The organism is Micromonospora sp. NPDC047465 (assembly GCF_040643125.1).
Lineage (GTDB): Bacteria > Actinomycetota > Actinomycetes > Mycobacteriales > Micromonosporaceae > Micromonospora.
Map to the genome: position 1 here is coordinate 46,044 of NZ_JBEYTP010000008.1, position 13,608 is coordinate 59,651.

Sequence of the window (13,608 nt, forward strand, 5' to 3'; positions counted from 1 at the left end):
CACGCGCCGTCGGTGTCGGCGGCACCAGCACGCCGGCCCGGCTCGGCATGGATGTCCTCTATCGAGGAGACCTGGGTAGCGGCTCCAGCAGCCACCGTCACCCCCAAGGCCGCGGTGGCGTCGGGTGGGGTGGTCAGCCACGGGCGTCGGCGTGGTGGGACTCGTTGATGCTGCTGTGCCCGTCGTCGTGCCCGGCGGTGACGTCGCCGCCGGTCAACGCACGTGCCCGGCGGCGACCTGCGGGCAGGCGTTGACTGGAATCACTAGCCGGCTGCGGAGAAGCCCCGTGAGCAACCCTGGGCGTTCAACCTCGACGTGCACTCCGGCCAGGAGGCGCTGGTGGGCGTGCTGTGCCTGGCGGTGTCATATTCGGCTTGTCCCGGGATCTGTACACCGCGACTATGGTTACTCCGTGGCGAGTTGACCATCGGAGGACTATGTGGGAGTGCTGGACGATAAGGACCCGACCGGCGCTGCGCGGCTGAAGGAGTGGGCCGAAGGCCTACGAGAACTCCCGCCGGGCACGCCGCCTACCTTCGAGTTCCAGCGGATGATTCACCCCGGAATGGTGCCCGCGGACGGGGACGGGCTGCTCGCCGCGGACGGCCAGGGCCTGCTGGAGGTTCCGGGTGAGCACATCCAATCGGTGACGGTGCTGCACTACATGCGCGCGGGTTCGCCGTCGGAGCAGTTCGACACGGTTGGCCGGGATGCGATGTTCGGCGCCCTGCTGACTCTGGTGACCGACCGTCGCTGCCAGGTCGTTCCGGAGGTCATGGCGAGGGTCGAGGGGCAGGAGCATTCCTTCGCGCTGCCGCTGGCCGGGGCGGTGGACACTCATCTCGGTGCGCCCATGCCTGACTGGCCGCAGGTCGACGCGGCGTTCCGCGAGGCGGTAGCCCGACTCACCAGCCTCCCCGACGACGACATGCGGGCCCTCAGCGCGGCGATCCACATGCACTACTGCGCCTCCCTGCTGAGCACCCGTGACCTTGTCGGTGCGTACGCACTGATGGTCGGGGGCATCGAGTGCCTCGCGCAGTACTTCGGCAGTCCCCCAACCGAGTGGGCCGACTGGGACGAGTCGGCGAGCTGGGAGAAGTTCATCGCTCGCCAGGACTTCACCGAGGCCCAGGCCGCAGCCCTGCGTGCCCGCCTGATGAAGGACAAGCACATCAAGCTCGCCGAGACCTTCGCGACGTACGCCATGACGCGGCTACCAGCCGGATTCTGGCAGGAGCCGGTGCGCGCCTACACCTGGGGCGTGGACGCGATGAGCGCCCGCCCGCGGGAGGGTTCCTGGTCTGATCCGCAGCCGCGCGGCGCAGTATTCGCTGACGATCCGGCGGTCTTGAAGGCGGCGTTCAAAACCGCGTACAAGCTCCGGTCCCAGTTCCTGCACGCGGGCAAGCGGGCTATCTCGTTCGCCGGTGACGTGTTCGCGACCGTCGTGGCTACGGACCGACCCGCTGGCGAAAGTCCACGCCTGAGCGCCGCCCAACTGCGCGCCGTCCTGCGGACCCTGATCCTGCAGGAGTTGACCGACCGTGGCAGCACCGATCCTCGGGGCTTGGACGAAATCACGTTCGTCACGGGCTTGACGCCGACGTCCTGAACTGACGCCCCGCGTGTCTGGTGGCCGTGTCGAGACCGCTCCGCGGACCGTGGCAGGCGGATACCAACGCAAGGCGCTCCTGTCAGCAGCGACAAGTCGCGCTGGGGATGAACGGGTTCGACAATGTCGGACGCGAGGTAGACCATCGAGATAGCGGCCAAAGCGTCGCGGCGGGACGTGCGGTGAGAAGGCGGGATGGTCGGCGAGAACGGGTGGGATGACGAGCCGTGGCGGTGCTGGGTCGACGACATGATCGACTCGGATCCGAGCATCCTCGACGAGATCCAGCACTGGTGGGACACGACTTCGCCGGTGCCGATGGTCGGCAGCCGGCACCACACCGTCCCGCGCCGCTATCTCGAACGCTTCTCCGCGTCAGGCCAAATCCGCGTCCGCGACTGGGTCACGGGACGGGCGAGCCTCCGCAACACCAAGGACGTTGGCGCGATCCGCGACTTCTACACCTTCATCAACCTCGACGGTGAGCGAGACGGACGGCTCGAACGGATCCTCGGCGTGATCGAGGACGGGGCAACCGCTGTCATCGACCGCATCCTCGACCCCTTCCAGACACCGCGACCGCTCACGCCAGAGGAATCACTGCACCTGAGCATCTTCATCGGCTTCCAACTGCTGCGCACGCCCCGACACCGTCGCGAGGTCGAGTTGATGGGCGACTACATCATCCGCTCGTCGCGGCCGGACATCCGCGGGATCACCGAGGTACGGGTGGTTCCGGACCCGAACCTGCACCTCGACTACCTCACCAAGAACGCTCCCAAAGTCGCGCAGGCGTTCTTCGGCCGCCCGGCGACGCTCGTCACGATCGACCAACCGCTATTCATCACCTGTGACGAGCCGGTGATCCTGCGTACCCGCGGGGACGTCAGCCACGTCCAGCACCTGCCGAGCTGCGCGAAGCCCCAGCGGCGCAGGAAGAAGGACGCGCGTAAGCCCAGCAGAAGCCGCGCCCGCAACGCCGACACGGTCCACGTGTACCCCAGCCGACCCGGCGTGGGCCAAGCGCACGAGGCAGCCCTGCCGCTCACACCACGAGCGTTGCTCGTCATCGGCCCGCACGGCGTCGCCGACGTGGCACCCCACCGCCGCCTGCGCGGTGAAGCGGCCGTCGCCCTCGCGAACGACGTGAACTCCCGGCTCCTCGCTCACGCCTACCAATGGGTCGCTGCTCACCCCACCCATCCCACGTTCACCGACATGGAACTTCCCGAACCTGGGCCCATCGTCCATGTCTGCGACGGCGGCACCGCCTTCGCCCGGGAGCTGCAACAGCCACCCGCACCTCGACAACCCGAGCTGTTAGGCCGCCGCGGTCGCTGAGGAGGGCCACGATGTGCGCATCGTTCTCAAACGGGCAGGCAGACGTCGCTCCACGGCGCTTCCTGCGCCTAGCTGATCTTCAGCAGGCGACCACAGCACCGCCGCTGTGCGACTGGCCACCGCAGGAAGGAAAAGGAAAAGCCGCAGGTCACCCGCCTGCGGCTACGCGCGGAGCGTCGTCTTAGGAAACCGTTGCTCTATCCCCTGAGCTACAGGGGCGCGAGGGCCTAGTCTCGCGACCTGCGCGCTGACCCGGGATGAAGTGGCTGCCGGACGCCCAGGCCGACCTGTTCTTCGTCACGCTGGTCAAGTCGGAGGCCCACTACTCCCCCACTACCATGTACGCCGACCGCGCCATCACCGACACCCTGTTCCAGTGGGAGTCGCAGAGCACCACGTCGTCGGCCTCGGCGACCGGCCAGCGCTACATCCACCACGCCTCGCGCGGATCGACGGTGCACCTGTTCGTGCGGGACACCCGGGTCGCCGACCGGGACCTGGGCGCGCCGGCCTACCTCTACGCCGGCCCGATGACCTAACGGGAGCACACCGGCGACCGGCCCATGCGAATCATCTGGCGGCTGCACCACGCGCTGCCCGCCGACATGTACGCCGCCGCCCGGGCCATCGCCGCATGAGCACCCGGCAGGCGGGGTGTTGGATCGGCTGACCTCGCTGCGGCTGCACCAGCAGCGCGGCCGGCGCGCACCGCACAAGCCGCTGCTGGTGCTGCTGGCGCTCGGGCAGCTCACGCGCAGCGGGTCGAGCGAGTTGCCATGGTCGGCGACGCAGGAACGGCTGAGTGACCTGATCGCCGAGTTCGGGCCGGCGTCGAAGACCGGGCGGGCGCAGAGTGCCGCGTACCCGTTCACCCGGCTCGGCAGCGACGGCGTGTGGCCGCTGAACCGGGATGTGCCAATTGATCTGGTCGGGCCGCTGGCGACCCACAACGTAGTGGGCCGTCTCGACGCCGCCACCGAGTCGGCCCTGCGCCGGGACCCCGAGCTGGTGCGGCGTGTCGCCCGCGCCCTGGTGGAGCAGCACTTCCCGCCCACCATCGCACCCGACGTGCTGACCGCGGCGGGCCTGGACCCCGACGACATCCTCCAAGCGCCGGGCGTCACGCCGATACCGGCCCGGTGGCGGGAGGCGGCGGGGCGGGTGGCGGTGCTCCAGGCGTGGGACCGGCAGTATACGTTCTGCGGGTACGACGGTCAGCTTCGCCACGCGTCGGTCGGCGTGGAGGCCGCGCATGTGCGCTGGTGGGTCTTCGACGGCCCGGACAGCCCCGACAACGGCCTGGCGCTCTGCGTGCTGCACCACAAGCTGTTCGACTTCGGCGCGCTCGGGCTCGACGCCGACCTACGCGTCGAGGTGTCGGCCGCCTTCACGGCTCGTACACTGGCCGGCCGGTCGACCTACGACCTGCACGGCAGGATGCTGCGGCCCCGCCCCGGGACGCAGGTCCCCGCAGTCGAACACATCTCCTGGCACCACCGTGAGGTGTTCAAGGGCGAATCCCTCGCCGCCTAACTTGATCTATAACCCGTGCAGCAAGGGTGGGAATTGACGGAATTCGCCTTCTTGACAACTGCCCGATCCTCTATCTACGCCACCCGCCCGGCGTCAAGGGCAAGGCCGGCCCGAACCGCTACGGACTACTGCATCCACGGACTGATCTTGGATGAGCTGTCTTGGACTTGGCCCGTAGCGGCAGGTCATGCACCCAGCACGGGCGTTAGCCGTACTCCTTTTCCAAACCGTTGCGATGACGGAGTCTCCGGATCAACCCGAACCGCGACCCGCTTACCCAAGGGGTGGCAGATAAGCCCGCACATAAACAAACGAGCAACCCACGAGCATCCCGAACCACAGTGGATTGCCGGGGCGTGGCATTTCCAAATATCATGTGCCTGATCGTCTATGCGCCAACAGGAATTCTGCGGATTGATTCTTCAGCTCTGCCTATTGCGCTAACGACCCGCCGATACACGGGCGGCCCGACGAGTTACGGCTGGGCGTGCAGCGCTCGTCGCGCATGCGGATCCTCCACCACGGCACTACGGCCGTGGTCAGGTGTCATGGTGATGGCCCTTGGCGGCGCAGTCGCGCCAGATGCGGGTCAGGTGCTGGGTCATCCGGGCGGTGGCCGGATGTGCTGGGTGGTGGCGTCGGTGGATGGTGATGGTGTCGGAGAGGAGGGTTCGGGCGGCTTGGCAGTGGCCGAGGTCGTGGAGAACGAGAGCGGTGGCGGCGTGGGCGGCAAGGGTTCGGTGGGCATGAGGGCCTTCGTGGGTGAGGTGGTCAGCGAGCTGGCGGTATAGGTGGTAGGCGCGTTGGTGGTGTCCGGCGCGTCGGTGGGCGATGGCGTGGAGGTGGAGGGCGTGGAGGGCGTGCGGGTGGGTGGGCCCGTGGAGGTGGGAGGTGCTGTGGTGGGCGTAGGTGGCCCAGGTGATGGCGTCGGCGGTGTGGCCGAGCCGGAGTTGCAGTTCCGCCAAGAGCGCGGCGGCTTCGGCGTGCAGTGGGTGGGCGGGCGCGGTGGCGGGGTCGACGCCGGTGAGGGTGCCCTGCAGGAGTTGCCGGGCGCGTAGTGGGTCGTTGAGGGCGAGGTTGTGGGCGGTGGCGACACGGTGGGCGCGTTCGGCCTCGAGCCGGTCGGCGACGGGTTTGGGTGTGGCACGCCAGGCGAGGGTGATGTCGGTGGGGGTAGCGCCGATGGTGATGCGGGCGAGGACGCGGTGTGCGTGGATGGCGGCGAGGTGTGGCGGTGTCGGCGCGCCGGTGGTGGGGATGATCCGGGGCGCGTGTCGCAGGATGGCCCGGCCGACGGTGTCGGCGACGGCCGTGGCGTCGAGGGGTCGGGGACGGCAGTCCGCCTGACACTGGTAGCCGTGCACAGAATTCTGCAGCTCGGCCTGGTCCATGGGCTGGTGGCAGAGCTTGCAGTGCAGCAGCCCCGCCGGCAGGTATACCTCACACGGGTCACCGGTTTCGGCAGGTGTGGCGGTGGGTGGTGTGGTGGCTTTGGTGACCCACTTCTGCACGAGGCGGGGGTCGAGGTTCAGTTGCCGGGCGACGGTGGTGATGGCGCCGTAGGCGCGGATGGCGCGGGCGTCGGTGACGCGCTGGACGACGGTGTCGATGAGGTCTGGCGGGTATCTGCGGGGGAAGGCCATGGGTGATGTCGGTGTCCGTGGGATGGCTGTGGTCGGGCTGTGCCGGAATTTGCGGCCGGGCCCGGCTGGCGGTTAGGCGTGGAGGTCGTGCCAGTGGGCGTCGGCGGGGCGGTTGGCGTTGATGGGCATCGCGGGGTTGTCGCGGTGGGTGTTGCGGCGCATCGGGTGCAGGGTCGGGCCGTCGGGCAGGGTGACGGCGGGTCGGGGTGTGTAGCCGTAGCGGGCGAGCAGACGGTCGCCGCCGGTGAGGGTGGTGGTCCAGGACGGCAGGTCGACGCGGTTGAGGCGGTCACGGTGGTAGCGCAGCATCGTCCTGGCCAACCCGGCGTGCCGGGCGTCGGGGTGCACGGCGAGCAACGCGAGGTGGTAGTGCGGCTCGGTGGGCTGCCTGTCGGCAACGAGCGTGTCCAGTAACTCGAATCGGTCGGCGTGCGCGGCGGTGGCCTTGCGGAGTCGGGTGTGGTAGTTGGCCGGTGGTGGGATGGGCCGGTAGCGGTGGAAGCCGACGGTGGTGGCGGTGAGGTCGTCGGTGAGGTGGATGTCGCCGAAGTACATCGCGTGTTCCACCCAGATCGCGGCGACGTCGGCCAGGGCCTGGCGCCGTCGTGCCGGGTCGGGTATCAGCCAGGCGGCGAGCGGGGTGGGGTTCAGAGCGTCGGCGATCAGCCCGGCGACGGCCTCTCGGTCCGACCAGCGGGCAGCACGAACACGACTGCGCGAGGACATGGTTGTGCTCCGATGGGTTAGCGGTAGGTGGCGGTGGCGAGGTCACCGACCGCGGCGTCGACGGTGGCGGTGATGTCGCGGACCGGGTGGTGGTGCTGGGCGGCGATGGTCTTCAGGTGCGCGGTCAGCGTGGTGGTGTCGTCGTCGAGGTAGAGGTGGGCGGTCAGGCCGAGGACGGCGACGAGGCCGGCGAGGGCGGCGGTGTGGTTGTCGGGTTGCTCCCGGCCTTGCGCGAGGTAGCGCAGGCGGGCGCGGGCGACGACCGCCCACTTGCTGTCGGTGGCGAGGTAGGTGTCGGTCCGAACGATGCCGCCGAGGCGGCCGCGGGCGGTGTGCCGGAGGACGCCTGCGGCGACCAGGCCGGCGCGGGTGCGCTCGTACAGGTCGTCGGCGAACCCGCGCAGCCACACCTTCACCGGTGGGGCGGTGCGGGCGTAGCGGATGGAGGCCAGCGCGGTGTCGGCGATGAGGTCACCGACCGGTCGGTCGAGGTGCAGGCGCAGCCACCGGTCCGCGGCGGGACGGTCGTCGTTCGGGCCGAGAACGATCCGTCCGGCCAGGAACAGGTCGATCAGTACCGCGCCGGCGAGGCCGAGAGCGAGGGCTTGGCGGTGGATGTGCGGCTGGCCGGTGTCGTCGTTGTGGCCGAGCAGGAACAGCTCATCCCGCAGCGGCAGTTGAGGAACGATCATCTGCGGTCGCCCCTACCGCAGCCCGCCGCGGACTGGCGTAGCCGGGTGTGCACCCCGTTATAGGCGGCGGCAGGTGCCGGGAGCAGCGCCTTGTCGACGGCGGCGAGGACGGTGTAGTTCGGGTCGCACACGTTGCCGATCGGCGCCCAGCCTGCCTGTGACACCAGCTGATAGGCGTCGAGGGTGCCCAGGCCGGTCAGCGTGCTGACCCAGCCGACCATGTCGTGGTGCGCGATGCGGTAGGCGTCCTCCAGCGGGCGGGCACATCCGATGGACATGATCGACGTGTCGGTCTCCAGGCGCGGCCAGACCGTCGGCGCACCCTTTATGACCTCGATGATCAGGGTTGTGGTGGTGGCGATCTCCACCCCGACACCGCAGGCCTCGCCCTCGCCCTGGCAGGCGTGGCCGTCTCCGAGGGCGAGCATCGCCCCGTGCACATTCACCCCGAGATACAGGGTGCTCCAGGCTCTCACATGGGGCGTGTCGAGGTTCCCGCCGTGGGTGTCCGGGACGATGGTGGAGCGGGCCTCCATGCTGCCGGGGGCGACCCCGATCGTGCCGATCATCGGATCCAACGGGAGGTCGACGGTGTGGTCGCTTTCGGTGGCCTTGAACCGCACCGTAGCCGCCTGATGGTCGATGCCGTACATCCACACCCGTTCTTCAAGGGGTGGCTGCAGGGTGGCGGTGTGGGAGGTCGATGTGAGGGCGCCGAAGTGCGGGAACGTCGAGGACACGCCCCAGTCCCGGGCCGGTGTGATGGAGGCGATGTGGATGGCGAGGGTGTCGCCGGGCTCGGCGTCCTCGACGAAGAACGGCCCGGACACGGGGTTGAGGTAGGGCATGCGGCACACCTGCGACGGCAGGTCCCCCGGCCCACGAACAAGCCCGCCGAAGCAGTCCTCCGTGAACACCTCCAGCACGTCACCGGAGCGCACATGCGCGACCGGCATCCGACCGCCGAATGTGTAGGCGAGCTCGTCCCGCGCCGGCCGGTAGGTGAGCTTCTCCATGCCGATCACACCCTCTCCACGTCGCGCAGCTGCTGCAGCGCGGCGGGGGCCAGGCCGGACAGCACCGGCCGGCGGCCCGACAGGTACAGGCCGGCAAGGACGACCACGCCGAGAGCGAGCCAGGCCAGGCCAAGGCGCTGGGCGGCGATGTTGGCGTTGACCACCACGAAGGCGAGGATCACGAACCCGATGCCGGGCATCACCAAGTGCGCCCACCAGTTGCCGCTGCGCCGGCGGATGAGGTGGTGCACGACCACGGAGACATGCAGGACGAGGAAGGCGACCATCGCCCCGAAGTTGATCAGCGACGACAGCAGCGTGATCCCATCCGCCCGGGTCGCCATGTACAGGCCGAGCACGAGGGACACCACGCCGGTGAGCAGGGTCGCGTTGATTGGCACGCTGCGACGGATCGACACCTTCGCCAAGAAGGCGGGCAGCTGCCGGTCACGGGCCATCGCGTACAACAACCGCGATGTGGCGACCTGCGCGACCATCGAGTTCGGCAATCCCCACGCGATAGCCGTCGCCACCGCGCACAAAGTCGCCAGCCAGCCCCCGCCGGCCAGTGCGGCGGCGTCGTAGAACGCGGTGCCGTTCACGTCGCCCTCAGCCAGCAGGGCATCGGGGTCGGGCACGAGCATCGCCGCCAGCCACGTCTGCGCGATGAACAGCACGCCGGCCAAGACCAGGACGGCGGCCATGGCGCGGCCGATCTGCCGGGAGCCGCCCTTGGTTTCCTCGGCCAGCATGCTGATCCCGTCGAAGCCGAGGAAGGACAGCACCGCGATCGACACCGCCCCCGCCACCAGAGACCATGTGAACGTGTCGGAGTTGTAGAAGGCGTCCCAGCTGAACCGGCCCTTCCCCGTCGCGAGGGCCCAGCCGGCGACGGCCAGGAAAATCGCCAGAACGATGAGCTCGCCGACGAGCATCGCCCTCGTGACCACGGCGGTCATCCGGATCCCGACCGAGTTAACGACTGTGTTGACCGCGACGAAACCGACCAGCCACAACCACACCGGCACCGCCGGCACCGTCGCATGCATCGCCACCGACGCCACCAGATACAGCAGCCCCGGGACGAGAACGTAGTCGAGCAGGATCACCCAGCCGGCCAGGAAACCGACTGGTGCGCTGATGCCCCGGCCCGCGTAGTTGTAGACGCTCCCCGACATGGGAAACGCCTTCACCATCTGCGCGTACGAGAACGCGGTGAACACCAGGGCCACCACACCGACCGCGTACGCCAGAGCCACCATCCCACCCGAGCCGGCGTAGACGCTGCCGAAGATCGCCATCGGCGCGATCGGCACCATGTACACCAGCCCGTACGCAACCAAGTCCCGGGACCGCAGCCTCCGGGCCAACTCCTGGCGATAGCCGTAGCGCGACAATTCCTCCTGTAGTTGCATCGGACCCTTCCATTGAGGTCGTTATCGGGGACGGAACATTCATTGCTGCGCCGCCCATGAATGGCCTTACCGCTCCGAATGCTCGCTCGATTCGAATGGCTTGGTCGATACCGAAGATGCGGACAAGAACTATGTCCGCATCGACGTCGCCCCGTGAGAACGAACGGGCCGGCGGGCAGTTTGAGAGAGGACATCCAGCGGCACAGATATGCGCTCGGGCGTAGAGTCGGCCACGTCTGAGTACTCGCGCCGGCCCGGAGGCCCGAGACTTCCGCTGGGCCCTCGCCGGCGCCCCGGCGACCGGTTGACAGCCCACTGCCGTCCGGTCGCGTGGAAAGTTTGTTCGAGGAGGACGCGTGAGGCTGGCGGACAGGATCGCTGCAGTGTCGATGGATGACGCCGTCCGCGCCTCGGTGAGCTATGACCAACTGCGTACCGGTGATGGCGGCCTGTACTGGCTGGAGACTCGCCCCGATGCCGGCGGGGTTACGACGCTGACATGTTGGCGGCCCGGCGAGGGCAAGCGTGATGCCAGTCCGAAGGGCTTCGATATAACCAGTGGCGTTCACGCGTACGGAGGTGGATCGTTCGCTGTCGTCGAGGGAACGTTGTGGTGCGTCGGCGGAGATGGCCTCTACCGGAGCCGTCGTCACGGCGAGGAACTCGACTTGGTCAGCCAGGGATCCTTCGGTGACCTGACGATCGGTGACGGCGAGTTGCTGGCTGTGCGGGAGTCGGAGCAGGGTGACGAACTCGTCGCGGTATCGCTCACCGGTGCTCCGCAGATGCGGACTCTCGCCGTGTCCCGGGGGTTTCTCGGTGCGCCTCGGCCAGGTCCGGAGTTGTTGGCCTGGACCGCGTGGAGGGAGCGCGACATGCCCTGGGATGCGTGTGAGGTGTGGGTGGCTTCCTACTCGCCGCGTGGTGTGGTCGAGGACCCGGTGAGACTGGCCGGCGGCCCGGATGAATCGGCGGTGGAGCCGCGGTGGGGACCCGACGGGGCGCTGTACTTCGTGTCCGACCGTAGTGGCTGGTGGAACCTCTACCGGTGGGATGGCCTCAAGGTGGAGGCGGTGGCACCGATCGCGGGTGAGTGCGCCGCGGAGCCATGGGAGCTGGGTTACGCGTCGTACGGCTTCCTCGACGACGACCGGATCGTCGTGGCAGTGCAGGAGGGGCCGCGACACCGCCTTGTCGTCATCGAGCCCGACGGCACTGTCCGCCCGGTCGACCTCCCGTACACGTCGATCAAGCCGTACCTGGCCGTCCGAGGGATGACGGTGGCGTTGATCGGATCGTCACCGACCGCAGCCCCGCAGGTCGCGCTCGTGGATCTAGCTGGCGCCCATCCCCAGGTCGAGGTGCTTGCCAGGCCCGAGCACGCCGAACTCGACGGGGCGCGAGTATCGACGCCGACGGAGCTGCGTGTTCGAGTGGCAAGCGATCGGGAGGTGCTTGCCCTGGTGTATCCGCCGACGGGCTCGGCGGCGGACTGGCGGGCACCGGTGATCGTTCGGGCGCATCCGGGGCCTACCGCTTCCTGCCTGCTGCGCCTCGACTGGCAGGCGCAGTTCTTCACCAGTCGCGGGTTCGCCGTCGTTGATGTCGACTACCTGGGTAGCACCGGGTATGGCCGGGCGTTCCGGGAATCGCTGTACGGCCGGTGGGGTCTGGACGACGTTGATGACTGCGCGGCGGTGGCGGTTCACCTGCTGTCGACGGGGCGGGCGGTGCCGGGGCAGGTATTCATCCGGGGTGCCAGCGCCGGCGGATACACCGCGTTGCACGCGATGGCACAGGATGGCCCGTTCGCCGCTGCCACCGCCGTGTCGGCGATCGTCGATCCTGACCGGTGGGCGAAGACGGTGCCGCGGTTCCAACGGGCGCACGCGATGCGGCTGCGAGGTGGTGCCGGCCGGGTCCGTGCCGCCGCTGTCCAACGGCCGGTGCTGCTCATTCATGGCACCGCCGACGAGGTGGCCGTGGTCGAGGATGTCCGCGAACTCGCCGACGAGTTGACGTCTCTCGGCATGGCGCCCGAGGTGTTGCTCCTTCCTGATGTCGGTCACTATGTGGCGACGTCTCGTCGAGCGGGCGCGGCGCTGGAGGCGGAGCTGGCTCATTACCGCGCAGTGATGGCGGATGCGGCCAACGGTCACGGCGGTTCCACGGCCGCCAGCGGTAGTCGGTGACGCACGTACTCGCCGAACTCGCGGACCTCCGGTTCACTCCGGTAGGGCTCGAGGTCGGCCTGTACCTCGACGATGCGCTGCAGGCAGCGGTGTGAAGTCGTTCGTGCGGCGTGGTCAACTGCCTGGCGTGCGGTGGCACAGGCTTCGTCGATGCGGCCGGCAGCGGCCAGCGACGAGGCCAGCAGCGCGATGTCGATGGCGAGTCGCCGGACATGTGTGGGACTCAGCGCGGTGAGGGCGTCGCCCAAGTGCCGCTGGGTTTGCTGCGGTCGGCCCAGGTCGTGGAAGCAGTGAGCGATCTCGTCGGCGAGGTACGCCGCGTCGAAGTACCGAATCCACGCCGGCTCGTCCTCGGGCTTGCTACGGGCCAGTTCCCTCTCCGCAACGCCGAGGTGGGTCAAGCAATCGCCTTCGCGTCCAAGGCGGGCGTGCGTGCGCGCCACCACCGCGTGCAGCGCGGCTGCCACAGCCGGCGTCGCCTGGGTCTCGCTTCCTCTCACCGCCGTCAGCGCCATGCGCCGTGCCGGCTCGGAATGGCCAGTGTGCAGCGCGAGGTGGCCAATGTTCACCGCGAGTAGGTAGCTGCCGTACAGACGGTCGTCGGCGGCTTCCGTCAGACGTAGAGCGCGAAGGTAGCGGCGCTGGGCGAGGCCATGGGCTCCGGTGTCGACCGCCTGGTACCCACACAGCTCGAAGAATCCCGCCGCCAGTGTGTAAAGGCGCCGACCGACAGCTTCGGAGGTGGGGGTGTTTGCCAGTAGCCGGTTCAGTTCGCCTTCGACGTACCGCTGCACCTGGGCGTGGACTCGTCCGGCGCCGTGGGTGTGGTCCAACTGCCGGAACATCGCCAGAGCGGTCTCCGCCGAGTGAAGGTCCTCTTCGCCAACCTGCTCAGGCGAGCCGGGCCGTCCGGCTGCGGACAGCCGGGGTCCCGCCGGAGCGTTCAGCCAGTCCAGGGCGGCGCGATCGAGGACACCGGGTTGGAACGGAACCCGAGCGACCATCTCGGCCAGCCCCGACATTTCCGCCGGGCGGTTGGACAGCAAGCTGCCGACGCTGCCGTGACCGACTGGCGAGGTGGCGGTCGGCTTGCCTTCGCTGGTTCGGTTCTTGTCAAGCAGCGGTAGCAGGCGCATCAAGGAGCCGCCGGTCGCCAGCGCCTTGTCGCAGGCCTCGACGAACTCCCGGGAGGGGAACCGATCGGCTGTCTCCACGCGACGCACGAGATCGGCACTGAAACAGATCATGGCGCCCAGCCGCGCCTGCGAAAGACCGGCGCGTTCGCGCAACCGACGCAGTTCGGCGCCGAAGAAGTGGCGCTCGGACAGGGACGGCTGGAGCGCCCGCGGGGTCTGGCCCATGGCACCGCCTTTCGGGCTGCTCGCAGCCGATGGCATCGAGCAGCGTGGACATCGCGCACCTAGGGTCACTCACT

10 protein-coding genes and 1 pseudogene are annotated in these 13,608 nt (G+C 68.8%); 5 read left to right on the forward strand and 6 right to left on the reverse strand.

All coding sequences use genetic code 11. From position 1 onward, the window contains the following. The first annotated feature begins 445 nt into the window (after positions 1 to 445). The 4 genes and pseudogenes from ABZ793_RS10235 to ABZ793_RS10250 all read left to right on the forward strand — a co-directional run bounded on the left by ABZ793_RS10235 (position 446) and on the right by ABZ793_RS10250 (position 4,489). Positions 446 to 1,615: a hypothetical protein gene (locus ABZ793_RS10235; protein ID WP_357454875.1), complete on the forward strand. Its 1,170-nt coding sequence runs from the start codon at positions 446 to 448 to the stop codon at positions 1,613 to 1,615. Between the two features lie 195 nt (positions 1,616 to 1,810). Continuing rightward, positions 1,811 to 2,956 carry a DUF4238 domain-containing protein gene (locus tag ABZ793_RS10240; protein WP_357454878.1) on the forward strand — a complete coding sequence of 382 codons (1,146 nt, stop codon included), beginning with the start codon at positions 1,811 to 1,813 and terminating at the stop codon, positions 2,954 to 2,956. A 254-nt stretch (positions 2,957 to 3,210) separates the two neighbouring features. Then, positions 3,211 to 3,594, forward strand: a pseudogene (locus tag ABZ793_RS10245) (DUF3427 domain-containing protein); the annotation flags it as partial. Between the two features lie 16 nt (positions 3,595 to 3,610). Next, positions 3,611 to 4,489: a phosphorothioated DNA-binding restriction endonuclease gene (locus tag ABZ793_RS10250; RefSeq protein ID WP_357454881.1), complete on the forward strand. Its 879-nt coding sequence runs from the start codon at positions 3,611 to 3,613 to the stop codon at positions 4,487 to 4,489. 539 nt (positions 4,490 to 5,028) lie between these two features. On the opposite strand, the gene ABZ793_RS10255 is transcribed toward ABZ793_RS10250, so the two are convergent. From ABZ793_RS10255 to ABZ793_RS10275, 5 genes are all read right to left on the reverse strand, one after another. Further along, on the reverse strand, positions 5,029 to 6,132 hold the full coding sequence (locus tag ABZ793_RS10255; protein ID WP_357454884.1) for a hypothetical protein: 1,104 nt from the start codon (positions 6,130 to 6,132) through the stop codon (positions 5,029 to 5,031). A 72-nt stretch (positions 6,133 to 6,204) separates the two neighbouring features. After that, positions 6,205 to 6,858, reverse strand: a complete 654-nt coding sequence (locus ABZ793_RS10260; RefSeq protein WP_357454887.1) for a GNAT family N-acetyltransferase — start codon at positions 6,856 to 6,858, stop codon at positions 6,205 to 6,207. Between the two features lie 17 nt (positions 6,859 to 6,875). Further along, positions 6,876 to 7,550, reverse strand: a complete 675-nt coding sequence (locus tag ABZ793_RS10265; RefSeq protein ID WP_357454890.1) for a GPP34 family phosphoprotein — start codon at positions 7,548 to 7,550, stop codon at positions 6,876 to 6,878. Continuing rightward, positions 7,547 to 8,566, reverse strand: a complete 1,020-nt coding sequence (locus ABZ793_RS10270) for an acetamidase/formamidase family protein (RefSeq protein WP_357454893.1) — start codon at positions 8,564 to 8,566, stop codon at positions 7,547 to 7,549. Before ABZ793_RS10270 ends, ABZ793_RS10265 begins: the two co-directional genes overlap by 4 nt. A gap of 5 nt (positions 8,567 to 8,571) precedes the next feature. Further along, positions 8,572 to 9,981 carry an APC family permease gene (locus ABZ793_RS10275; RefSeq protein WP_357454896.1) on the reverse strand — a complete coding sequence of 470 codons (1,410 nt, stop codon included), beginning with the start codon at positions 9,979 to 9,981 and terminating at the stop codon, positions 8,572 to 8,574. 1,004 nt (positions 9,982 to 10,985) lie between these two features. Here ABZ793_RS10275 and ABZ793_RS10280 point away from each other — a divergent pair. Further along, entirely contained in the window at positions 10,986 to 12,173 is a 1,188-nt protein-coding gene (locus tag ABZ793_RS10280; protein ID WP_357455257.1) for a prolyl oligopeptidase family serine peptidase, read from the forward strand. Here the strand turns inward: ABZ793_RS10280 and ABZ793_RS10285 are convergent. Next, the gene (locus ABZ793_RS10285) at positions 12,137 to 13,534 is read right to left on the reverse strand and encodes a helix-turn-helix transcriptional regulator (RefSeq protein WP_357454899.1); all 1,398 of its coding nucleotides are present in this window, start codon (positions 13,532 to 13,534) and stop codon (positions 12,137 to 12,139) included. The genes ABZ793_RS10280 and ABZ793_RS10285 overlap by 37 nt on opposite strands. Positions 13,535 to 13,608 lie beyond the last annotated feature (74 nt).